Origin of the sequence: Pseudomonas sp. MH9.3, assembly GCF_034354675.1 — a bacterium.
In the GTDB taxonomy this organism is placed as follows: Bacteria; Pseudomonadota; Gammaproteobacteria; order Pseudomonadales; family Pseudomonadaceae; genus Aquipseudomonas.
This window is the reverse complement of the sequence record NZ_CP133785.1, coordinates 4,929,628-4,955,093: the sequence shown is the minus strand read 5'-3', so window position 1 is coordinate 4,955,093 and position 25,466 is coordinate 4,929,628. Positions and strand designations below refer to the sequence as shown.

Genomic DNA, 25,466 nt, shown 5'->3' with positions numbered 1-25,466 from the left:
TTTACGCCGGATGCCAGACAGGAATACCGCCTGACGCATCGCAAATTCCCGTGCAATGGCGACTTTGCAAGAGGAGCAGCCCGCTCCTCACGACGAGGCCCGCTGATCATGCCCCACGAACATCCCTCAATTACCCCGGCAACGGACCTGGATGACTTCAACTACACCTCCCACCTGGGACGTCTGTGGGTTGACGAAAGCCTGTTGCTCTCAGCCCTCCAACACTGGGCAGACTGCCGTCAGGCAATGCTCGATCTCATGCGCGCCATTCCGTCCCCGCAACGTCTGGTGGCGCAACTGGTCCTGGAAAAACTGGACCTGGACGGCGACACCGTTGGCCTGCGCAGCACGGATAAACCCTTCATCAACGTGAACAACGCGCTTGCCTTGCTGCAACAGCGCCCTGAGGTGCCGGCCTCCATTAACCAGGACTTCATTGTGGTGGGCCTGCGCAGCACGCATCCCTTGTTTGCGTTGACGGCGAGCGAAATGCTTGAGCGCCTGGACTCGCTGGACCTGCGGGGTTTCATCACCCATGGCTGGAAACGCTACTGGGATGACCGTGCGCCACACACGCCGGTGTCGCGACGCACACGCGCCAACCAGCTGTATAAAGGCCACTTCGAAGCCGCTGCCCAAGTGGCATTCGCCCTCGGACAACTGAATACCGAGCAACTCAAACCGGCTCTGGCCAAACTGGCCTTGCCCGAGGACTCCGACAGGGCCGTCTACGCCGAGCGATTGCGCTTCAAGTGGGCCGACGGCCATTGCGTCCCTCTGCACGCGGCACTGGTGCTGACCATCGACACCGTCCCCCTCACCGCACAGTTGCTGTACACGCCCTTCAGGCAACCGGTGTTGCAGATTTTCAAGGAACGCAACGCGCTGGAAAGCTGGATGCTGGCCGAACAAGGCCAACTGATTGCATCGGACCGCCCGACACCAGCGTCGGAGATCGACTATGACCTGATCGACACCCCCTTTACCGACGCGATGGATGCCTGGCTCGCCGACGCCGAGGCGCGCCTGCTGGCAGCGCTGACCCAAAACAGCGGCACGGACTTCGCAACACAAGGTGCGAACGCGTTGCACGCCATTGATTTGACTTACCGACAACTGCGCGACGACGGGCTCTTCCCGGCGCCGCCTGATTCACCGGTCACGGCAGAGGCCGACGAAGAGCGCGGCAGCGAACCCACACCCTTCGGTTTACTCAGCGCCGACCTGCCGCTGGCGACACGCCTGGCCACGCTCAAGCAGCAGCGCCTGGCCCTGGAAACCGTACTTGACCCAGGGCAGGCCGACCCCCTGCACAGGCTCAAGCCCCACATTGATGACTTGAGCGCGGCACAAAATTCGGCCGACAGCGCACTGGCCACACTGCTGGAAAACAAGACCGGCCTGCAGTTGCAGACCCTGCACAAAACCGCCTCACGCGCCAAAAGCGAACTCTACGCCGCGCGCGTCAAAGGCCTGCGCGCTGAAGCCGAGATACAACGTTTGCTCAAGCAGATCAGCCAGGACGAATACCTGAGGCTGCAGGCGGTCCTGAACCAACCCGACCGCCAGGATCGCACCCTGCCGGTTGCGGCTTGCCGCCTGCTCGTGAGCAAGCGCAGCAGCAACGGTGAATATGGCGAGACCGTGGTGCAAAGCCAGGAGCTGCAAGGCCCGCTGGCGATCATCAATGCGGCTGACCTGCAAGATCCGTCAAGCGACCACGGCGTGCTGCTCTGGTGGCCGGGCCGGTCAGGCGGGCTGCAACGCTTCGCTTCGCGAGAGGCGCTGCACACCGCGCTGTTCAACATACAAACGGATGATGCCGAGCTGAGCCTGCAACTGACCGAGGTGCTGCGCGAGGCGCTCGACTACGGTCTGCAGTCGCAGACACATCAATGCTCACAAAAGGCCGCGTTGTTGATGGAAACCGACGCCGACCCGACCGTGCTGCACGCACGCGCGGCCGAGCTGCAGGCACTGCCGGAAAAATGCAGGCTCGAATGGCAGGTGCACCGCCATGACGCGCGCGACCTTGCCTATGCGCAACTGGTCGAACAACAGCGCAGCGTCACGCTGGCCGAACAGCGGCCGCAATGGGTCAGTGAACTGTCCGACGCCCAGGCAGCCGAGGTCAAGCCAATGATCAACGCCAGTGTGGACGCATTGCGCCGATCGCAAGTGCTGGTGCAACGCGACCTGCCGTCCGCCAGCCGCTTCAGCCAGGGCCAGGTCGACCAGCGTCTGCGCGAGGATTTCTCGCTGCTCAAGCCCTTCACACTCACCCTTGACCTTCCGGTGACGGTTGAAAAGCAACCGCTGCTGGGTTCAGGCGCTCCCGGCTCGTTTTCACCGCGCACCGTGAACAAGGCCAGTACCGCGCGCAGCACGCTGACGTTGCACGAACTCGCCCTGTTCACCGTTGACGACACACTCAAGGACCGCCTGGAGTTCATGAAGGTCGAGGTGCTCAACGACGATGAGGCCGAGCGCCAGCGACTGCTGATGGGCATCACCGCCCCCTACGTCAAACGGATCATCGCGGAACTGGACGTCGCGCAAAAATATGAAGACCTGATCACCCGCACTTTCCTGGGCACGCCTGCCGCCCCCAGCTTCAGTGACGCCTACCAGCAGGAAACCCTGCTGGAAAACTGGCGGTTGCTGCTCAAACTGCAACGCAGCATTGCCAAGGTCCGCGGGCACCTCAAGGACGACGCGCTGCAGATCCTCGACATCGCCATCGACGCCAGCACCGACCAGGCCTGGCGCCAGGGCAATCGCCGGATCGTCATGAAACCGGCACTCCTTACAGTCGGAGGCAGCGACACAGAGGGTCTCAGTTCAACGCTCTTGGGCGTGACCTTTATCGAGGAATTGATCAGCGGCGTTACCCTGTTGTACTTGCCCGACCGCGTCGATGGCCAGTTTTTCTACCGTTTCGACACCCTGGAAGCGGCTCGAAAAGCGCTGTTCAACGGGTGCTTTCGCGAAGAAATGCACCAGTACGTGGCGGGGCGTGCACTGGGTGGTAAAACCGAGCAACACGCTCACCGCATCAAGCAGGCGCTGCTCGAGCACTACGACGCCATCATCGGTGTGGGCGTCGCCTGGCCAGCCTCCACCTCTCTTTCGAAAAACCTGCTCAATATCCATATGGGGCAACTGCTGGAAGCTCATCGCAACACCTCACGCTCCAACAGCGCACAGCGTCTGCGCGAATCGGCGGGCAAAGGTGCGCAGGCGATGTATTTCATAAAACTGGCCATGGGATTCGTGCCGTTTGTCGGCACGGCTATAGGCCTGTATGACGCGTGGGTGCAAGCCAACATGGCTGTCGCGGCGTTCCTGCGCGGCGATGTTCAGGAGGGTATCGACGCCCTGGCATCCAGCCTGCAAGCGCTGATCGACGCCGGCGTCGACCTGGGCACAGGGCTGGGTGTCGCCCCCGGTGCGACCCGCCCCGAGGTTCGCCTGCATCAGTTGATTCGGATCGGCCGCAGCGGGGCCCACCTGTCGCCGCCGTCATTGCGCAAGTCGTCAACCCTCGTCGAACGCTTCGCCGGCTACGAGTACGAACAACCACTATCCCTGCACGGCCTGCAACCGCACAGCGAAGGGATCTACCGCAACGTCTACCGGCACGCACGAGGGGATTTCATGCTCAGCCAGGGCCGTGTGTTTGAGGTCGAACTGGATCAAAGCCTGCACACGTTGCGCTTGAAAGGGACGCGCACCAAAACCTACAAACAGCCCATCGTGCTCGATGAGGCCGGCGACTGGAACACCCACGGCGCGGTGTACGGCACGCTGGTCAACGGTGGACTCGCCGGCGGCGGTGGTGTGCTCGGGCACCTGGCGGACCGCCTCGATCCCGTCTGGCCTGTGGCGATTCGCGAGCGCCTGCCCCTCTGGTGGACCGATCGCGCATGGCGCCAGCAACTGCGTCTGCAAGATGAAGTAATGACCCTTGGCCAACGCGTCAGCACCCAGATCAACAAAACAAAACGCCTGGAACTGCTGTACCTGAACGCTGAGGTCCAGGGCAAATCCGCCGCTCTGACGGACCTGCGCCAGTCCCTGCGAGAATCAATCGAGCTTGCCCTGCGGCATGACAGCAGCCTCGATCAACTGCCTCGGCCCGCCAGTCGTGAGGCCATTACCTTTCATCAGGCGGTGCGCCGCGCGAATGCTGCAAGCATCGTCAGAAATAACATCCAGCTTGCCAATTATGCGAGAAGGGAAATGCTGACCCGGATCGAGCAGTTCTCCGCGCTGACCATCGAACGAATCGAGATTGGCTACCTGATCGATTACGCCAGGCGACGTAAAGCCGTCAGCCTCGAGATTCGCGATGCGCTCGATGATGTGGAGCGTTGCGCACACTTGGCCAACACCTGGCATCGGAAAATCATGCACGACCGTAACTTCAAGTTCACCGAGACTGACCCCCGCATTCTGAGTGCTTACAAGGCGTTGGACACAGACCTCACAGAGCTTAATCACAATTTCGGCGCGGACTATCGACGTCACGTCAAAATCAGTTTCAGTCTGGAAAGCTTCAATCGTTATGACGGCATCAGCGAGTTGTCCTGGTTCTATCTATTCCAACGGTCCCTCAAGAGCCATGCCGGTGTCTCGCGTGCGCTCAACCTTCACTTCCTCCTGGACCGTTCGCCCGCCACTCGCAGTGAACGCCTGGCCATACTTAAGGCCTGTATCCAGGACTACCAGAACTTCAGCCGCGATCTGAAAACCTGGAACCTGGGCTACCCACAGCACTTCGATCAGCCTCGCCTGAGTACACTTCTCGATGACGTGGAAAAAATGATCGAGCTTGCTCGCAACGACATCGGCATCACGCCCAGCCGTGCCCGAGACCCAGGACTCAAGGTCTTTACCACCGACGAAAACCGATTGCAGGTGGGTACCGAAACAATCAACCCACAGACCAGCGCCCGCCAATACATCGTCGAAACACCTACCGGCCACGTCGAAACCTGGCACGTGGACCCGCACTCCAATCGCGCCCGCCTAGCCGTGACTGAACAATCGGCGCCGGTTCCCGAACTCAATCCTGCGCGCTCCACCCTGGTGAATGACGCGCAGTCCCGGCTCAGCGCCGTGGACCACTACCAAAGCAAGGTCCAGAGCTATGCGCAACAGAACATGAGCCCGCTTAACCTGGAGCACATGCTTGTCAGCGAAGCTGCAGAGTTGACCGTGCGCGCCAATCGGATCGGACGTGTATCCCCAGACGAACCCATCATCGGCCAATTGCGCAGCAAGGCTGCTGAGTTGACCGTGGCCGGGCGACACCTGCGCGTCCAGCAATCGATGAGCAGTAAACAGCCTACCGGCGGCTTCCTCGAGTACCTGCTTTCGCCCCAACAGGGTGATCGGCAAACGATCCGCCTGAGCAAACTGGGAGCGCGTATCGCCAACGGAAAACGCCAGGACAATCGCAGCGATTTTCTCCAGGAGTACGCCGTGCATGACCTAACCCGGCCCGGTGAGCCGGTGCTGTGGTACGTCCATGCGCATTACGACTCGGCCACAACACCCTTCGATAGCGTCGTCAAAGCGCACTTGAAACTGCCGGAGCAGCGGCGACTGGGCCTGGAATGGCAAAAACAGCAGCCCGGCCATACGCCGATCTGGCGCGGCGACGTCAGCCGTGCAGTATTTATCGAACAATTCAAAGATCTGTGAGCCACGGCACGGTCGACACCCATGGGAACATGAGACAAACTCACTCTATGTGTGTTTGTCTCAAATTACCTTCATGGAAAGCCCGTGCTCGAAATCCGTCATCTCAAGACCCTGCACGCCCTGCGTGAAGCCGACAGCCTGGTCGAAGCCGCCGAACGCCTGCACCTGACGCAGTCGGCGCTGTCGCACCAGTTCAAGGAATTGGAGGAGCGCCTGGGCATGCAATTGTTCGTGCGCAAGACCAAGCCGCTGCGCTTTACCAGCGCCGGCCTGCGCCTGCTGCAATTGGCTGACGCCACCCTGCCGCTGCTGCGCGGCGCCGAGCGAGATATTGCACGGTTGGCCGGTGGCACTGCCGGGCGCTTGCACATGGCGATCGAGTGCCACAGCTGCTTTCAGTGGCTGATGCCGACCATCGACCAGTTTCGCGATGCGTGGCCGGAGGTCGAGCTGGACCTGGCCTCGGGCTTCGCCTTCGCGCCGCTGCCGGCGCTGGCCCGCGGTGACCTCGACCTGGTGGTGACGTCCGACCCGCTGGAGCTGCCGGGCATCACCTATGTGCCGCTGTTCACCTACGAAGCCATGCTGGCGGTGGCCAACCAGCACGCGTTGGCCGGCAAGTCGTACATCGTGCCCGAAGACCTGCTCAGCGAAACCCTGATCACCTACCCGGTGGAGCGCGATCGCCTGGACATCTTCACGCGCTTTCTGGAGCCCGCCGACGTGGAGCCTGCGCAAGTGCGCACCTCGGAGCTGACGGTGATGATGATGCAACTGGTCGCCAGCGGCCGAGGCGTGTGCGGCATGCCCCATTGGGCGCTGCATGAATACAGCTCGCGCGGTTATGTGAAAGCCAAGCGCCTGGGCGAGAAAGGCTTGTTTGCCACGCTGTATGCGGGGGTGCGCACCGACATGCTGGACGCGCCGTATATGCGCGATTTTCTGCTGACAGCCAAAGACACGTCGTTTTCCACGCTGGATGGCGTGAGCGCCGTGCGCTGAACATCACAATGAAACCAGGCGAGCGCTGGCTTGCCTGCGATGACGGTGTGCCAGCCACTCCATCCTCCACTGGCAGACCGCTATCGCAGGCAAGCCAGCTCCCATATTGAGCGGTGTGATAACCACGGCCTCACTCGGCCTTGAGTTCACGCCACATGTGAATCTTGTCGAAATACTCCACGCCCACCCGCACCGCCAGCGGCTCCAGGCCGTACTGGATAAAGCCGCAGCGCCGGTACAACGCAAACGCAGCGTCATTGCCGGCGGTGACGGTCAACTGGATCACTTTGAGACGAGGATGCCGGCGCGCTTCAGCCAGCGCCGCTTCCACCAGCCGACGGCCCAGGCCCTGCTGCTGATACGCCTCGATCACGTACATGCCAAACAAGGTCACCTTGTGCCGCGCCTTTTCCCGAGGCTCGAACGCCAGGCCGACAATGCCTGCAAGCAGGTCCCCGGCAAACGCGCCGAGCAGCCGGTCCAGCGGGTTGTCGAGGCGTTTTTCCCACCAGCTCAGGGGCATCGCCGCACGCTCGGCGACGCTGGAGGTAAACGCCTGGGGATAGGCGTCATACGCTTGCAGCATCAATGCGCGATAGGCTTCGGCGTCATGAGCCTGCAGCGGGCGCAGGATCATGCGCTGAGCGCGGCGCGATAAAACGGCAGGATCAGGTCACGGGTCAACGGCGCCAGCTGCAGGCCACCATCGCCAGCCGGGTCAATCCAGCGGATTTCTTCGATTTCTGCGGCGGGCGTCACGGCCACATCGATGTTTACCTGGAACAGCTCGGCTTCGACGGTGAAGCCTGGCTCGTTGGCGGCGGGTGCCGAGAAGTGGCCAAGGTAGACGGCGGCGTCCGGCTCGATGCGCAGGTTCAACTCTTCGAACAGCTCACGGGCCAGGGCTTGCACGGGTTGTTCGCCAGCGTCGATCTTGCCGCCCGGTTGCATGAAGGCCTGGGTGCCGCGCTTGCGCACCAGCAGGGTCTGGCCGTCATTCCCGATCAAGAGGGCGGCGGCGATGCGAAGGGTTGAGGTCATGGACAGGCTGCCTTGAATGCAAAGGCGCAAGGATCACATGGCCCAAGGTTACACCGCAAATCCATGCGGGAGAGGGCTTGCTCCCGATGGCGGTATGGCAGTCAGCTTACCTGGAACTGACCCGCCGTCATCGGGCGCAAGCCCCCTCCCACACTTCAATCGGCTTGAGCCTTGATGAACACGCTGTACCGCGCGCCTTCCATCGTCTCGAACGCAATCAACTTGTCCACCAACGGCAAATTGAGCGACTTGCCCGCATTGAGCAGCAACATGCCGTTGTCTGCATTCAGGTTGCGCGCCAGCACCATGCCCTCTTCCAGCTCGCGGGTGCCCAGCACCTTGACGTTGGGATCGCCCAGGGTCACGTCATTGAGGTAGGTGGCGCAGACCCGCACGAAGTCTTCCACCAGATTGGGGTCGTAGAGCCGCCCGGCGTATTTGCGGATGTACAGCAACGCTTCGTCACTGTTCATCTGGCGCTCCAGGATCAGGCCCTTTTGCAGCTCGATAAAGTCCACCGCCAGCTTGAGCAAACGCGAACCCGCAGGAATAGCATCGCCCTTGAGGTGGTCGGGAAACCCGCTGCCGTCCCAGCGTTCCTGGTGATGGCGGATCAGCCGTGCGGCGTCTTTCATCGGCTCCAGGGTCATCAGCAGCGATTCGCTCTGGCTCGGATAGGCACGATAGCGTTCGCGGTCGGTGCTGTGCAGCAGGTCCGAGGGCGCGGCGGTCATGCTGTCGCTCCAGCTCAGCTTGCCGATGTTGTAGAGCGCGGCGGCCATGGTCAGGTCGCGGTTGCTGGCGCTATCGACGCCGTGGGACACACACCAGGTGCGCACCAGCTCGATGATTTGCCGGTTGGTCTGCTTGGCGCGCGGCAGGCGCAGGTTGGCCAGCAGCGAAAACACCTCGGTGCCGGTGGCGTAACTGTGCTTGAGCTCTTCATAGGCCAGGTCGAGCATGTCGGCGGTTTGCTGCAACTCACTGGTGCGCGCCGCCACGCGTTTTTCCAGGGACACGTTGAGCTGCTTGAGTTCATCGTTCTGCCGCTGGATCAACTGCTCCAGGCGCGCGCGCTCACGCTCTGAATGCTGGTGGGCCAGGGATTGGCGCAGGGCCAGCAGCAGTTCCTCATCCTTCCAGGGTTTGCTCAGGTAGCGGTAGATCTCGCCTTCGTTGATGGCTTTGACGATCAGGGTCAGGTCGGTTTCGCCGGTCAACAGGATGCGCACGGTGTGCGGGTATGCCTGATGGATATGCGCCAGCAGCGAGGCGCCGTCCATGTCCGGCAGGCGCGCGGCGCTCATCACCAGGTCGACGGGATGACTGGCCAGAATGGCCAACGCCTCAGCGGCACAGGTCGCGCTGTGCAGCGCAACAGGCTCCAGGCGCAGCAACTGCGTGAGGCGCTGCAACACATCGGGGTGGGCATCGATCAACAGCACCACCGGGCGCTCGGCCTCGGTGAACGTAACGGACTCTCCCATGGAATACCTCGGATCGTCGGTGTGCGCTCCTTACGGTCTGGGCAACTGCCTCCTGGCGGACAGTGAAGAGTTTAGTTGGGTTTTCATGAACTGAACCGAACGAGGCGAAGCGTTTGAGACATTCAGTAATATCCAGACTTTGCAATTGCTTACAAATACCGCCAACCTGCGCCCGCCCGACGCACGGCCTGCACCACCCTGCGCGCGCCTGTCCCTACTAAACAATTTGTTCATAGAGCCCGCTGTCATGCTGAACGGACGCGACCCGCGCATCGATTTCTTTCGGGGCCTGGCGTTGATCTTCATTTTCTGGGATCACGTCCCCCACAATCCTCTCGGTCAAATCACCTTGCGCAACTTCGGCTTCAGCGACGCCGCCGAAGTGTTTGTGTTTCTGGCCGGTTACGCCTCGGTGCTGGCGTACGGCAAGGTGCTGCAGCGCGAGGGGTACTGGATCGCCGCGTTGAAAATCCTGCGGCGCACCTGGGTGCTGTACGTGGTGCATATCTTTTTGCTGGCGATGCTGATGGGCATCGTGTTTTTTGCCAACAGCCATGTGGAAACCCGCGACCTCGTGGCGGAGATGGGCCTGACGCATTTCGTCACCCACCCGCAACAGGCGCTCACCGATGAATTGCTGCTGCGCTTCAAGCCCAACCTGATGGACCCGTTGCCGCTGTACATCTTGCTGCTGGCCGGGCTGGCGCTGGCGTTGCCCCTGATGATGCGCATGACCTGGGCGGTGATGGCAGTGTCGGCCACGGTGTACCTGATGGCGCCCTGGATGGGCTGGAACCTGCGGGCGATTGCCGACGGCGTGTGGTACTTCAACCCGGTGACCTGGCAGCTATTGTTCGTGTTGGGCGGTGCAGCGGCGATTCACGCCAGCCGACCGCGTCCGGTGCACACACGACCGCTTGCCAGGCAACCGCTGTTCGTACTGGCGGCGCTTTACACGCTGATCGCCGGGGTGATCACGCTGGCCTGGCGCTGGCCCGAGATCCACGATGCGTGGATGCCAAGCGCCCTGAGCGACCTGTTGTACCCGATCAGCAAGACCGACCTTTCACCCGTGCGCCTGCTGCATTTCCTCGCGCTTGCCTACGTCACCGCCAAGCTGCTGCCGGGACGTGGCTGGACGCAAAACTGGCTGGCCCGGCAAACGTGCCGCATGGGCCGTTATTCGCTGGAGGTGTTCTGCCTCGGCGTGCTGCTGGCGCCGTTGGCCGACATGGTCAACGCGCTGACCGGAGATACCGCGACCCTGCAAATTGGCACCGCGTTGGCGGGGGTCGCGCTGATGGCGGCACTGGCCGCATGGCTGGAATTCAATAAACGCCTGAATCAACCGGAGCAAGGTCGCGAACCGCTAAATACATAGCCCCGGCAACCAAAAACGACGTGCTCCCATTAGCCTTCAACTCAATGCGAAGGCGAGCACACGTGACCACCTACAACCTCCTCAACGACCTGTCCGGCAATCTGCAATCGAGCACAGAATGGGGCCAGCAACAGGCGCTGGAACTGATCCAGCGCAACGTGGTACAGGCCATGCACACGCTGAGCGCACAAGAGCAGACCGACTACCTCACATTGCTGCGCGAAGCACAACAGGCGCTTGCCGACCTCGAAGCCAAGAAGGCCGCGCTGATTTCGGCCTTCAAGACCGAAGGCATGACGCAGTTGCGCGCCAGACTCGATGGCCGCGATCCCGAGCAACTGCACTTTGAAACCGACTACCTGCAAAAACGCGAGCAACCCTTCCCCCTGGACCCGCCGGTGCGTGTACCGGAATCGCGGCCGCGCCGCGCCTATGACGAATGGCGCCATACACTGCACACCAAACGTGTCACGTTGTGGGAAGCCGCCTGCCTGAACTTCGGCTTCACCCATTCCGTCATACAGGACTCAGGCTATAGCCTGGTGGAGTCGAGCAGAATTATCGGCCCCGGTAAGCCGCTCGACGCCCTGGCATTCATCAACATTGCCCGCGAACTGAACCTCGGGGGCCAGTTGCAAGTGCGCCTGCAGACGGCCCTGGCCGTCAATGGCAATCTGCGCAGTCTGTTCGTTAGCGCGACCCGGGCCATGTTGCGCTTCGAGCTGCTGGAATCATGGCGTACCCGGGCCGCCACCGGCCTTGCGCAATCAATGTACGACACCCTGCGCAACGCCCTCGAACCGGACGGCCCGCCGCTGGATTTCGACACCCTGAACCTCAACGGCGCGCCCACCCCCATCGTGGCCGTGCCCTTCGTACCCTGGGAAACCTCGATCCCGTTGCCACTGCTGGTGATCCGCGTCGCCAGCCTCGGGGTGGTGTCATATTTCCCCCTGCGCCCCGGTGGCGCGTTCCGTTATCACGCGGATGCCAAGGGCGCGAACAGCAGCCTTCGCCAGCAACTCAAGACCAGTCATCAGCAACAGGACCTGGGCTGGTTTTCCCGGCAGTTGCCCCTGATCGGTATGTCGGTGTTCAAGCCACTGCTGACCCAGGAGCCGCGCCCCGAGGGCATGAGCTGGCTGGCCTCAAAGCTGTATGACGGGTTCCACGAGGTCTTCCCGGAACGTACGCTGGACAGCGTGCGCTTCTCCGCCGACGCCAAGACCGGGCGCACATTGTCACTGGTGAACACATTGGTCGGGCGGCATATCCAGCGCTATCAGACCGACCTGTCCAGCCTCGCCACCACCCGCTCGGAAGCCGACTGGAAGGCGCTCAAGGATGGCGTCGCAGCGGTCGCCGGGGAGATCCTGCAACTATTGCTGACCCCCATGCCAGGCGGTGTCACCGGGATGAACCGGATCATGCAACTGGCGGTGATGGGCAGCATGACCTACAGCCTTGGCCAGGGCCTGGATGCGGCGGTCAAAGGCGAAGCCGGCAGCTTCGCCTCGGCGCTGTCGGATGTCGCCGATCTGGCCATCAGCGGCCGATTGATCGGCGTGGCCGGACGCGCCCATCGACGGCGGATGCTCAACTACCTCGACAGCCTGGGCAACCCGCGCAAGGTCACGCGCGCCGACGGGGTCGATGAGTTGTGGCGGCCCCACGCCCAGCCCTATGCCCATGCGTCGCAGCACCTGCTCGACGGCCGCGAAGCGGACGCGCTGGGCCTTTATCACGTGCAAGACCGCACCTATGCCAAGCTGCACCATGCCGACCAGACCCGGGTGGTCGAGGTCAGCCACGACGCAAACACCATGCGCTATGTGCTCAGGCACACCAACGGCGGCCTATACACGCCGCCGATCATTTTCGAGCCGGCCTTGCAGGCGTGGGTCTTCGACCTGAATAACACCCACACCCTCTCCGACCCCCAACTGCTGCAACGCATGCTGCCCAATGGCTCGGACATCATTGCGGTTGCCGATCTGGAACTGATGCTGCGCAGCACAGCCACCACCCGCACGACCCTGGACGCCGTGTGGAGTGCGCAGCCTGCCCCGCTCAACCTGATCGAAGGGGTGCGGCGCATGCAGGCCGACCAGGCGATTCGGCAGATCGCCGAGCGATTCAATGAACCGGGCTACCTGCCACCCCACGCCGACGGCCTGGTGTTCAGCCTGTTGACACAATTACCCAACTGGCCGGCCGACACCCTGCTCAGCGTGCGCGACGAACAAGGCAGGGTGATTGAAACCTACAGCCCGTCGGCCAAGCTCTCCGCCAAACCGCACAGCGTAAATCTCACCCGGCAGGAAGACGGCCGCTACGCCGATGTCGACAACCAGCGTCTGCCGCCCGGTACGCTTGACCCGCTGCTGCGCCTGATCATACGGCAACAGCCCGCCACCTCGACCCTGGGCAAGGACGCTGTGATTACCCATACCGAAGGCCAGCGTATCCAGGCCGTGCGCCAGCAGGTGGCGACGTTGGCCGGCCACGAACGCACGACCCTGTTCAGCACCGTGGTCAACTACGACGGTTACGAAAAAACCGACCTGGTCCCCCCCGCCGAGGCCCGCCGCTTCTTGCCGCTCAAGGCCTCGCCACGGCTGGTGGCGCCTGCCCCCTTGCTGAAAAAACTGCGCGACCTCAACCGACCGCTCGCTCCCACAACCCTTGAGCGCCTGCTGGAACAGCAACCCCTCACGCCCCGTCAGCAAACCGCCTACTTGCAACACGGCACCCTGCCGGTCGAGTTGCGCGACCTGATAGACCAACAGCGCACCGTGCTGCGCATCGACGCGGTGATTGACGGCCTGTACCACCCACGCGACTACGCCGAAGACACTGACCAGTGGGCGAGGGAGTTTGCCGCGGCGCTGATTCGCAACACTCTCAAACGCCCATTCGTCATTACCGAAGCAGGGGGCCAAACCCCCTATATCTCCACCGGGCCCGACGACCTGACCGTCGAATTGCGTCACTACGGCGCCGGCGACTACCGGGCCTACGACATGCGCAACGGCGGCGAGATTCCGGTGGCGCCCGTCGTCGACAGTTTCTACCTGGCCATCGGCTCGGTGCTGCAACCCCATGAACGCCAACTGCTGGGGATGACCAGTGCTAGCGATGCCAAGGGTTTGCGCAAGACACTGGGCGACTACATGGGCGCCCAGCGCAGCCCCGACAGATTCGTCAGCCTGGTCGACCGCTCGTTGGTGCAATACGAACAACAACCGAAGCTGCCGCCGGACATGAAGCCCGCGACCAACGGCGTCTTCGAGTTCAACACCCGGGTCTACCTGCCCTTGCTGGGCGCGCTGTATCAGATCATGTTCGATAAAAACCTGTTCAAGTGGCGCCTGGTCCATCCGAAAAAATCCGGTGTCAACACCCCCACCCTCGAGCAGAACGGCGAGGGTGCCTGGCGCCTGTCGAGCGACAACCCCATGACCTGGGACGACCACAGCCTGCTCTATCGCCTGGGCAATCAGCAGTACTTATTCACCCAGGAAATCGCCGGCAAAATCATGGCGTTGACCGACACGTCCCCCGAAGCCCTGCGTCAGGTTCACTGCACCGCAAAGCCCGTGCCCCCACTACTGGCCGACACCTGCAAACGCTTCAAGATCGATCACGAAATCCAACTGTTCATCGAAGCAATGCGCACCGACCCGACCGCCGCGCCTGCGCGCCCCGAGCTGCAATTACTGGTGCTGACCGCGATCAAAGGCTGGCCGGCCGACCATGTGCTTCAAATTGTCGACAATGAGCAGCGCGTGCTCAAACAATACCCGGACAGCAATCTGCCAAACGTCCAGGCCGTCAAGGTGACGGATCAGGCTTACAACAGCGGCAAGCTGCTTCCAACCGTGCTCGAGCACGACAAAGTGTGCGAAGGCCTGCTGGGCGAAACGCCCACTTCCCACGACGAACGTCTGTTCAAGCTGGTGGAAAAAATCCTCTCGTTCACCGAGCAGGAACGCGCAAAACTGCTCAATTCAATCTATGCACGCAGCGAACGCGATGGCTCCGAGCAAGTGCAGCGCCTCAAGGCCAAGTACCCGAGCCTGCCTGCCAGCACCGCCAAGGTCATCCTGGGTCACGCGACGTCTCGGGAACTCAAGCAACTGCATGAAAAAAACCAGGTGGGCCTGCGGCTCTCGGAACAGGCTCGCCTGTCGAGCCACGACCTGCGGTTGAACCGGGCCTTCGAAGGCCTCTACCTGCCCTCCTGCGCCAACGCGGACAGCGACAAAATCGCCTTGAACCTGCTCAAATCCCTGCCGGACTGGCCAAAAAACCTGCGTGTCGATATTCATCAAGACACCTACCAGGGGCCATTGCTGGAAAGCGCGGGGCACCTGGACGGTACATCGCGCCGTCGGCTGGCCCGCAGCAACCGTGCGTATCAAGCCTATGACGCTCAAGGTGGCACGCTGGGCAGTGCGTCGAACTCACTGCTGGAGGCGTTGGCACATCTTCTGTCTGACAGCGAAAAGGCGTCCCTGGGCATCACCGAGCAGGGTGACGTGTCAGTCTGGCGCGAGCAGATCGTCGCCCTGGCCCTCGGCCGCCGCATTGAAATCAAAGGCTGGCTGGACCTGCCCCACCTGCAGCCCTGGATGCAGCCACCCCTGCACGTCGACCGCTCGTTTCTGGCGTACCCGATATGGGGATTGCGCTGGCTTTCCGGCGGTAATGGCGCACCCGACCTGATCTCCAGGGCCCGCGAGCTGTACCCCAGCCTGAGCAGGCGCGAAGCCCGGGCCGTTATCCGCTCGATGCACCTGAGCGACCCCGCCGCGCTGATCGAACTGGACAGGCGCAAGGCCGAATACGACGCCATGGACACCGAACTGAGGCGCTGGGCGCAAGCCCCTCAGTCGGACAATGGCCCCAACGACCTTCTCGAACTGCAAAGGGAAAACCGCCTGTTCACGGCCGAACTGCTTCGCCAGGCCTGGCGGCGCGATGGCCGGCATACCTACGTGCACGACCTGTTCTTAATACCCTCGCTGGAGCTGCGGATAGACCATGGTGGACTGCCTCCCGCCTTGTTCCTGGCAGGGTTGACCGGCTTCGCCCACATTGAGCACCTGGCACTCCTGGGCAGCGCGTTTCCCGACAGCGCCGACCTCTTTCTGCAAAAGTTTCCGGGGCTCAAATCACTGCACATCCGGTGCGGCATGACCGAACTGCCCACCGCCATCACCGACATGACTCAACTCATCTCACTGGACCTGTCCTACAACCAGTTGGTGCTGACCGAAGAATCGTCGGCACGCCTGGCCAACATGACCCGCCTGCGATACCTCGACTTGAGCCACAACAGGCTCGCCATTGCGCCCAACGTCAGCCGGCTCAGTGAGCTGCGAAAACTCAACCTGCGTAATACCCGGATTACCCAGTGGCCTTCCGGCACCTGGCAACTGACTCAGCTGTGGTCTCTGTTCCTGGAAGACAACCTGATCAGCAGCGTTCCCGAGCAGGTGTTCACGGGCCCGCGGTCAATGACCGAAGGCGAGACCTTCCTGCATGGCAACCCGCTGTCCGACACCGCCCGCCGGCGAATTCGCTACGCCGTGGCCCCCAGGCCCATCAACGTGGACGCGCCGCAGGCTACGCTGCACAACACGCCGGAGTCTGACGACATCAACCTGTGGCTCACCGGCGTCCCCGCCACCGAGATAACCGAACGCAGCTGGTTGTGGGAGCAGTTGCGCGCCAATGAAGAAGTACGCGCCGACGATGTGTTCCAGGTACTCCGGGACCTGCCAGAGACGTTCGCCTACAAGGCCTCGACCGACGCCAGGCAAGCGCTCACCACTCGGGTCTGGACCTTGCTGCAGGCCATGGGCGATTCCACCGAATTGCGCAACAACGTGTGCCTGAACACCTATGGGGCCGGGACGTGCGGTGACAGTGCACTGCTGGCCTTTACCAATATGGAACTGGAACATCGGATCCACCAGTCCAAGTCACTGAGCCGCACCTACGAAAGCGACCGGGCGTTGATCGCCTTGTCCACCGGGCGCTTCTACCTGAACCACCTGGACCATATTTCCGACAAGTTCATTCATGCCCGAGAACTGGCTGGCCGAGAGGTTGACCCGGCTGAGGTCACGATTTTTTTCCGCGCGCGCCTGGCCAAGGAGTTCAACCTGCCCTTTTACCCACTGGAGTTGCTGTACACCGTTGAAAGCTACGTGACCCCCGCAGTGCTTGAAGACGCACGCACTCAACTGCAACGTCTGGGCAAAAGCCCGGCCTTGCAGGAATGGCTGCTGATGGAAGCGTTCTGGATAGAGTACTTGACCAAGAGTCACCCGGAGCCCTTTGCTACCGTGAAAGAGACCATCGAATACAAAGTGCAGTTATTGGAAAAACAACTGCCATCTAAGCAGTCGGACGAATACCTGGAGCGACGTCAGTCACTGGTTGACTTGGAGAACGACGAACACAACCGCCTGGTGCGCCAGCTCACCTTGGCCACACAGGCCGCATTGCGACGTGTGAGCCAAGCGTCCGAGTAATTTTTCACACAGCGCCGCCAGCGACTACGCTTCATTCAGGTCCAATCAATCGGCGTGAAGGGATCAATCGACTATGGGCGCTTTATGGCAAACCGATTCGAACAAAGCTGCGGTAGACACCGACAGCGCGGATCAGCCGCCCTTGCCACAAGGCCCCCGCTCGCGAGCGCAATGGTGGCGGCTGATGTGGCTGGTGGTGGTGATCGCGCTGGTGGCGCTGGGGTGGTCCGCGAGCAACGAAATGCGCACCTCGCGCTTGCAAGCCGAGCACTTGAGCCCGTTTGCCGCGTCGCTGGATTACCGCGTGGAGCCCGGTGCCAGCGACGCGATCATCTACCCCGGCGCCGGCCCTTTCGATCAGCGCCTGGGCTACAGCGCGCTCGATGAATTCCTGCCACGCCTGCTCAAGCGCAACTACCTGATCGCGGCGCAGGCGCGCTTCTCCCCGGCCTTGATGGCTTACGCCCAGCGCGGGCTGTACGTGCCCTACGCCGAAAAAGTCCAGGCCGGTCTGAGCCTCACCGATTGCCACGCTGAGCCGCTGTACAGTTTTACTTACCCGCAACAGCTGTATGCCAGCTTCGCCGCGATCCCGCCGCAGGTGGTGCAAAGCCTTTTGTTTATCGAAGACCGCGACTTGCTCGATCCCCAACACCCCACGGCCAACCCGGCCGTGGACTGGCCGCGCTTCGCCAGGGCTGCCGGGTCACAGGTGGCCCGGCTCCTGCATCTGCCTGGGCAAACGGCCGGCGGCAGCACCCTCGCCACCCAGTTGGAAAAGTACCGCCATTCGCCCGACGGCCTGACCCTGTCGGGCGGCGAGAAAATCCGCCAGATGATTTCCGCCAGCGTCAGGGCCTATCAACCGGGGCCGGACACCCTGGCCAGCCGTCAGAACATCGTGCGCGACTACCTCAACACCGTGCCGCTCTCGGCTGTGCCGGGGCACGGCGAAGTGCATGGCATGGCCGAAGGTTTGCGGGTGTGGTTCGGCGCCGACTTCAATCAGGTCAATGCGCTGCTGGCTGACGATGCGCCGCAGGACCTCGCGCCAAAAGGCCTGGCCCTGCGCCAGGTGCTGTCGCTGATGATCGCCCAGCGGCGCCCCTCGCACTATCTGAACAAGGGCCGTGACGAACTGGCGCAATTGACCGACAGCCATATCCGCCTGTTGGCCCAAAGCAAGGTGATCGACCCGGCGCTGGCCGCGGCCGCACTCGCCAGGCATGTCACCTACCGCGACTGGCAACAGCAGCCGACGCTGCAGCCGGTGGATACCAACAAGGCCATCACCGTCGCGCGCAGCCGCCTCGCCAGCCTGCTCGACCGCCCACTGTATGACCTGGACCGCCTCGACCTGGCCGCCAGCAGCACCCTGCAATACGACCTGCAAACCCAGGCCACCGACTACCTCAAGCGCCTGGCCGATCCGACCTTCGCCGGGCAGATCGGCCTGCTTGGCCCGCGCCTGCTCACCGCGCAAAGCACGCCCCAGGTGCGTTACAGCTTTACCTTGTTCGAACTGACCCCAGGCGGTGCGCGCGTGCGGGTGCAAACGGACAACACCGACCAGCCCTTCGACATCAATCAGAGCAGCAAACTGGAACTGGGCTCTACCGCCAAACTGCGGGTGCTGACCACCTACCTGCAGATCATCAGCGAATTGCACGGGCGCTACGCCGCGCAACCCGCCGAGGCGCTGAAAAAAATAGCGGTGACCGAACAGGATGCGTTGTCGCGCTGGGCCCTGGATTACCTGATACGCAACCCCGAGCGCAGGTTGTCGAAGATGCTCGACGCGGCCCTCGACCGCACCTATTCGGCCAATCCCGGCGAGGCGTTTTTTACCGGTGGCGGCCTGCACCGCTTTCACAACTTTCGCAACGAGGATAACGGCCGCAACCCGACCTTGCGCGATGCGTTGCGCGAGTCGATCAACCTGCCATTCATTCGCCTGATGCGTGATGTGGTGCGCTACGTCACCTACGCCAATGAGAGCACCAGCGCGCAATTGCTCAAGGACGACAGCGACCCGCGCCGCCAGGAATACCTGGCCAGATTCGCCGACCGTGAAGGCAGCGCATTTCTGCTCAAGTTCTGGAAAAAATACCGCAACAAGGACACCCAGGCGCGGCTCGACACGTTCATGGACAGCCTGCACCCCACCGCTATCCGCCTGGCCGCCGTGCACCGTTACCTGCTGCCCAGGGCCAGTCAGGAGAACTTCAACAGCTTCGTGCGCGCGCACCTCAAAACCGCCGACACGCTCAGCGACCAACGCCTGGCCACGCTCTACCAGAGCTACGGTCCCGGCGCCTACGACCTGCCGGACCAGGGCTACATTGCCAAGGTGCATCCGCTGGACCTGTGGCTGCTCGGCTATCTGTTCAACCACCCCGAGGCGACCTTCACCGAGGTGATCAAGGCCAGCGAGTTCGAGCGCCAGGAAGTCTACAGCTGGCTGTTCAAGAGCCGTCACCAGAGCGCCCGCGACAGCCGTATTCGCACCATGCTGGAGATCGAAGCCTTCCTCGACATCCACCAGCGCTGGCAGGCCGTGGGCTACCCGTTCGATCACCTGGTGCCGTCGCTGGCCACCGCCATCGGCAGTTCCGGCGACCGCCCCGCCGCCCTCGCCGACCTGATGGGCATCATCCTCAACGACGGCGTGCGCCTGCCCGTGGTGCGTATCGACCAACTGACCTTTGCCGCTGGCACCCCTTACGAAACACACCTGGTCAGCGACCCTGACCGCGCGCGGCGGGTACTGCCCAGTGAAGTCGCCACGGCGTTGCGCGGCGCGCTCTCGCAAGTGGTGGATGCTGGCACGGCCAAGCGCGTGGCCGGCAGTTTCAAACTGGCGGACGGCACGCCACTGTCGATGGGCGGCAAGACCGGCACCGGCGATAACCGCATCCAGGCCATGGGCGCCGGCGGGCGCCTGATCAGCTCAAAATCCGTCAATCGCACCGCGACCTTCGTGTTCTACATCGGCGAGCATCACTTCGGCACACTCACCGCGTTCGTGCCCGGCGCATCGGCCGAGCATTTCACCTTCACCTCAGCCTTGCCGGTGCAGGTACTCAAGGGCATGGCACCGATCCTCACACCGTACCTGCAACCCGGCGCGAACACGCTGTGTGTGGCGCGCTGAAAAAAGGGTGGCATCCCGGTAGTTTTCAGCGCTGAAATGTTGACCGTTAGGCACGCCTAACCGACTAATTTTTAAGCTTATTTCAGGCGTATCGAGTGAATAGACTCAGGTGCTCAACTGGTCTATTCAGGTTCACATCATGCCTACTGATTTATCCGCAGCCCCGTTCCAGGGCCGCCATGTCGAGCTGATCCAAAACGCACTGCCCGCGTGGATAAAAAACACTAATACGGCCCGTATCCAAACCCTCCAGCGCGATGGCCTCGGAACGCCGGTGCCCTACCCCAGGGCCTCGCCCGCACAGCATCAAGCGCTCAAGACCGCCGTTGCCGAGCATTGGCAGGCCCAGACGGCGCTGGATAAACGCCTCGGCCCGCTGAACGACCTGCGCGCCTTTGCCGAGTCGTTGCTCAAGGGCGCGCTGCTGCCCCACTACGGCGAAGTGGATGTGCGCAACACCTCGCTGCGCGTCTATGTGGACGCGCCTGTGGCCTGGTGGTCAATCAACCTCAAGGGCGGTGTACACAGCAAGACCCTGTCATTGCTGGACATGGCCCTGCATAACTTCGCCGCCGACGACCGCTTCGTCGACCATGCCTTCATGGGGCCGGAAGATGCCCGGGGCCAGCGCCAGATCCTCTCGATCCGGCATCAGAGCACTGCGCAAAAACTCACGGTCGATAACTTCAAGGCGATCTGCCGCGCGTTGGATATCGGCGCGAGTTACCAGGCCGAACTAAGGACTGTTCTGGGCTTCGATCAACCGGCAGTGGCCAGCGTGGTGCGCGCTGAAGTGGTCAGCCAGCTCAAGGCGGACCTGCGCAGCAGCGCGCACCTGGGCCTGCACAGCGATCATTTGCCGGCCGATACGCATCACGCGCTGCTGGGCTTTATCGACAACCCGGCCAACCTAACACTCGATGGCCAGCGTTTGCGCTGCTACTCGCTGAGCGTGGCCGGCAGCCCATTGGCCGGGGTCATGCTGTTCACCAGCAACCCGGAGCAGCGCCAAGCCCACGGGCGCGTCATCGCCTGGGTGCCCCAGGACCCCGAACACCCGCTCAAGCAATACGCCTCGCCCAAGGCCTTTGTCGAAACGCTGACGCGGCAGTTACGCAGCGGGCCCGACTACCCGGTATTTTTCAGCCAATTCGTGGCACATGCCGAGCGCGGTGCCTTCTTCGCGCAGGTGAAAGCGGGTAGCAACCTGAAGTTCAGCCTGCTGGACATCACCCAGGACACCACCCACCGCGCGGACGACCCGAAGAAGGACAATCCCTGGCACTACCTGTACCGGGTCAAGCTGAACAAGATCGTCAATAACGCCCGCGAACTGGCGGTGTCTACTGCCTACGTCGACCGGCTGGCGCGCTGGGCGTGGTGGGACAACCTGGAGAAAATCCTCTCGGATGTGCTCAACGCGGCGCTGTTCGTGGCCACGCCCTTTGTGCCGGTGCTGGGCCAGATGATGCTGGTCTACAGCGTGTATCAACTCTGCGACGAGGCATTCGAAGGCCTGCTCGATTGGGCCCAGGGCCGGGGCGCGGAGGCTGCCGAACACCTGTTGGGGGTGGCGGAAAGCCTGGTGCAGTTCGCGGTGTTCGCCGGTGCCGGCAAGGTCGGCGAAGTGATCCGCCCGAAACTCTCGGCGTTTGTCGAGGGCATGCATCCGGTGCCATCGACCGGGGGCGAGCTCAAGCTGTGGAACCCGGACCTCGCACCCTACGCCCACCCCGCAGACAGCTCGACAGAGGGGCTGCGCGCCTTGCAGGACCGTCACTACAGGGTGCGCCACGACGCCGAGGCGAATGAGCATCGCATCGTGCACCCCACACGCCCGGACGCCTACCAGCCGCGCGTCGTGTTCAATGCCGACGGCGCCTTCGTGCATGAAGGCGAGCAGCCGCAACGCTGGGACAGCCAGACGCTGATGCGGCGCCTGGGGCCACGGGTCAAGGGCTTCAGCGACCAGCAACTGGAAGACCTGCGCATCGCCAGCGGCACCGATGAAGGCACCCTGCGCGGCCTGTACCGCTACAACGAACCGACGCCGCCGCTGTTGGCCGCCAGCCTGGAGCGTCTTGAAGCTCAGGTGTTTCCCGAGGCCGTCAGCCGTAAGGTGCGTGCCGGTGAACCACTGCCCAACGGGCCATCGTCGGACTGGTTCCCACAACTTATCACCGAACTGCCGGGTTGGCCCCGGGACAAGGCGCTCAGCGTGTACCTGGACGGCGACCCGTCCGGCGCCGCCCTGACCTTCGGCAATGCCGAGGCTACCGAGGCCGATACGCTGACGCTCAGCCAATCCCAGGCGCTGTCCGGCAACTTGCCGGATCGGGTACTGGCCTACCTCGATGAAGACGCAGTCGGCACCTTGCTCGCTGGCGACATTGCGCCACAGCATCAGGTGCAAGCCTTGCGTGATCAACTCGCCGACCGGGTGCTACACAATGCTCCCGAGATCACCGACAAAATCTATCAAAGCTGGCAACTCACCGACGACCCGAGCCTTGTTACCTTGCGCGAACCCTTCGACTACCTGGATTCCAATACCGCGCGCACCCTGCTCGCCAGCGCCACCCCGCCCGAGCGCGAAGCACTCAGCCAGCAGCAATTGCCGCTGCGCCTGCGCAATCAGGCACGGGAACTGGCGTTTGCCAACGAATCGGCGCGGGCCTACCAAGGGTTTGACCAGCCCGCACCATTGCCACTGGCGTCCGAGCGCCTGGCGCTCAATGCCCTTAAGGTCCACAGCGACACGTTTGGCAAGATGCGCCTGGAAATTCGCGAGCAGTCGGCCACTGGCAAGGTGCTCTGTGCAGTCGGACCGCTGTCGGCCGAGACGCGCATATTGGTGCGCAATGCACGGGGTTATCTATTCGTCGATCCCGCCAACCCGCAAGCCGCCACGCGCACCTCGCTGTACCGGGCGATCCTGCAGGCGCTGCCATCCGAGCGGCGCAATGCGCTGGGCTTTGAGCTGGGCGAAGGGCGCGCGCTCAAACAATGGATCAAGCAGCGTGTGGCCTCCCTGGCCGAGCGCCGTGTAGTCCTCGCCGAACCGCCGGTGCCCGTTGTCCAGACGCGCGAAACCGGTGAGTTACTCGGTGGTCCCGTGCTCAGTCGCTGCACCGGCGCAACCGCGCAAACCCGACTTGAGCACGCACGGCAGACCTTGCAATTGCTGTTCCCGAGCATGACCGAGGAACGCGTGAGCCTGTTCCTGGAGGAGGTTCCGGAGTTTGACCTGAGCGACACGCTCAAAGCCCTTGAAGCAGAAAAGCAGTTGCTGCATGTCGAGCTGCAAAACTGGAAAGACACCTTCACGCTTAACATCGACAGCCTGAACGCGGACCTCGATATTCGTACGTCCAAGAAGCTGGTTGCGCAACTGCTCGAGCGCTGCTGGGCTGATCGGTTCGCCGACTACACCGACGGTTGGGGCCATGTGCAAAAAGGCGCCGTGCTGCGTTTCAACCACCTGCCCTTGCCGCCCAGGCTGCCCACCCTGAGTGCCAGTTTCGAACACGTCACGGTGTTGGAGGCCACCCACTGCGAATTCGGCGATGCCCACAGTGACTTCCTCAAACATCTGCCCTCGTTGCGTGGGCTCAACCTGGCGAACAACCGTCTTACGCGGGTGCCCAAGGCGTTGCGAAACATGCGTTTCCTGCGCGACCTGAAACTCTCTGGCAATCGCATGGCGCTAAACGACGACGAGCTCGCACAGTTGAAAACCATGAAGCACCTCAAAAGCCTGGACCTGAGCAACAACCCTTTGCAACAGGCACCGGACATCAGCAGGATGCCCGGACTGCGCATGCTGGCCCTCTCCAACACACAGGTGGACAACTGGCCCAGTGGGCTGTTTGCGCATCCGCGCGGCGATGAGTTCATCCTTGAACTGCACGGCACGCGCATCAACCACCTGCCCGAGGTTGCAGAGGGCTCGGCCCAGGCCAGGCTCGTGGCGCGCACACGCCTGGACCGGCGCACCCTCAACGAGGAGTCACGCGAGCGTTACGAAACCTACCGCAATGACGCAGGCCTTGACCCCAACCGCACCTATGAGCCGCGTGGTTCCAATGCGTTCTGGCTCGAAGGCATGGAGGCCTCCAAACGCAGCAAGTCGCAAGCCTTATGGACAGCATTGGAGCGCGAGCACGGCTCTCAGGGTTTTTTCGAAGTGATCGAGGCGTTGCAGCTCGAGCGTCAATTCGAAAACGACGGTGACCAGCGTCGCTACACCGCTAATCGCCCGCTGCTCACCCAACAGGTTTGGCGCGTGCTGCTGGCGGCCCATGATGACAGCCCGTTACGTGAGCGACTGTTCAAGATGGCCAGCTTCCCCGGCTTGTGCCCGGATGCCGGGGCGCAGATTTTCAACGAGATGGGGGTCGAGGTGATGGTCAGCGAAATCTACCGTAACGCGCCCACCAGCGCCGAGCTCGAAGCGCAACTGGTCACCCTGGCCAAAGGCAGCGCCCGCCTGAAGCACCTGACAAAGGTCGTTGGTCAGGACATCGCCTGGCGCTTGAAGCCAAAGGATCAGGGCGGCCTGGGCCAGCGATTCAGCTCGGATGTACGCGCCGGAGTGCCCGGCAAGATCGATGAAGTGGACGTTCACCTGGCGTATCAGACTTCACTGGCTGATCGCCTCGACCTGCCCTGGCTGAGTGATCACATGCTCTACCGGGTAACCGCCAATGTCAGCCCGGAACGGATCGAGCAGGCGTTTACCTCGGTGATGGCCCTGGGCGAAGGCGACGGCCTGGTCAATCAGATGCTGCTCGAACCCTGGTGGGAGCAGCACTTGCGTGATGCCTACGACAGCCAATGCAGCGACAACGAGCGCGAGTATGGCGAGCGCTTTCTGGCGCTCGATGACTTGCAGACCGAGCAGGCACAATGGGCCGGCGCCGACACCCTGGAGGCCTCCGAACGTGATCGCCTGCGCGAGCGCCTCAAAACCCTGGCCGACGCGGTGCAGGCCCCCGAAAGCGTGGTATTGACCGATGCCCCCATAAACGACGATCTGTACAACCGCTTGCTCAACGACCTGGGCTACAACCAACAGGAATGGATGCGCCGCCTGACCCGCGCCGCGTTGACAGCCGCCGCCGATCGTACCAATCGCCCACGATAGG

9 protein-coding genes are annotated in these 25,466 nt (G+C 62.5%); 6 read left to right on the top strand and 3 right to left on the bottom strand.

Annotated elements, in window-relative coordinates:
• The first annotated feature begins 108 nt into the window (after nucleotides 1-108).
• Nucleotides 109-5,709 (top strand): dermonecrotic toxin domain-containing protein, encoded by a 5,601-nt coding sequence (locus RHM60_RS21965; RefSeq protein ID WP_322212789.1) that lies wholly within the window; start codon nucleotides 109-111, stop codon nucleotides 5,707-5,709.
• An 84-nt stretch (nucleotides 5,710-5,793) separates the two neighbouring features.
• Nucleotides 5,794-6,711: a transcriptional regulator MetR gene (gene metR / locus RHM60_RS21960; RefSeq protein ID WP_209989201.1), complete on the top strand. Its 918-nt coding sequence runs from the start codon at nucleotides 5,794-5,796 to the stop codon at nucleotides 6,709-6,711.
• A 130-nt stretch (nucleotides 6,712-6,841) separates the two neighbouring features.
• Here the strand turns inward: metR and RHM60_RS21955 are convergent, their stop codons facing one another.
• From RHM60_RS21955 to RHM60_RS21945, 3 genes are all read right to left on the bottom strand, one after another.
• The gene (locus tag RHM60_RS21955) at nucleotides 6,842-7,348 is read right to left on the bottom strand and encodes a GNAT family N-acetyltransferase (RefSeq protein ID WP_209989198.1); all 507 of its coding nucleotides are present in this window, start codon (nucleotides 7,346-7,348) and stop codon (nucleotides 6,842-6,844) included.
• Nucleotides 7,345-7,752: an NUDIX domain-containing protein gene (locus tag RHM60_RS21950; protein WP_322212788.1), complete on the bottom strand. Its 408-nt coding sequence runs from the start codon at nucleotides 7,750-7,752 to the stop codon at nucleotides 7,345-7,347. The genes RHM60_RS21955 and RHM60_RS21950 overlap by 4 nt, the downstream gene beginning before the upstream one ends.
• A 155-nt stretch (nucleotides 7,753-7,907) precedes the next feature.
• Entirely contained in the window at nucleotides 7,908-9,239 is a 1,332-nt protein-coding gene (locus tag RHM60_RS21945) for an HD domain-containing phosphohydrolase (RefSeq protein WP_322212787.1), read from the bottom strand.
• Nucleotides 9,240-9,486: 247 nt separating this feature from the next.
• Here RHM60_RS21945 and RHM60_RS21940 point away from each other — a divergent pair, with 247 nt between their 5' ends.
• The 4 genes from RHM60_RS21940 to RHM60_RS21925 all read left to right on the top strand — a co-directional run bounded on the left by RHM60_RS21940 (nucleotide 9,487) and on the right by RHM60_RS21925 (nucleotide 25,465).
• Nucleotides 9,487-10,620 (top strand): OpgC domain-containing protein, encoded by a 1,134-nt coding sequence (locus RHM60_RS21940; RefSeq protein WP_322212786.1) that lies wholly within the window; start codon nucleotides 9,487-9,489, stop codon nucleotides 10,618-10,620.
• Nucleotides 10,621-10,682: 62 nt separating this feature from the next.
• Nucleotides 10,683-17,165 (top strand): NEL-type E3 ubiquitin ligase domain-containing protein, encoded by a 6,483-nt coding sequence (locus RHM60_RS21935; protein ID WP_322212785.1) that lies wholly within the window; start codon nucleotides 10,683-10,685, stop codon nucleotides 17,163-17,165.
• Nucleotides 17,166-17,238: 73 nt separating this feature from the next.
• Nucleotides 17,239-20,319 (top strand): transglycosylase domain-containing protein, encoded by a 3,081-nt coding sequence (locus RHM60_RS21930; protein WP_322212783.1) that lies wholly within the window; start codon nucleotides 17,239-17,241, stop codon nucleotides 20,317-20,319.
• 139 nt (nucleotides 20,320-20,458) lie between these two features.
• Nucleotides 20,459-25,465: an NEL-type E3 ubiquitin ligase domain-containing protein gene (locus RHM60_RS21925; protein ID WP_322212781.1), complete on the top strand. Its 5,007-nt coding sequence runs from the start codon at nucleotides 20,459-20,461 to the stop codon at nucleotides 25,463-25,465.
• Nucleotide 25,466 lies beyond the last annotated feature (1 nt).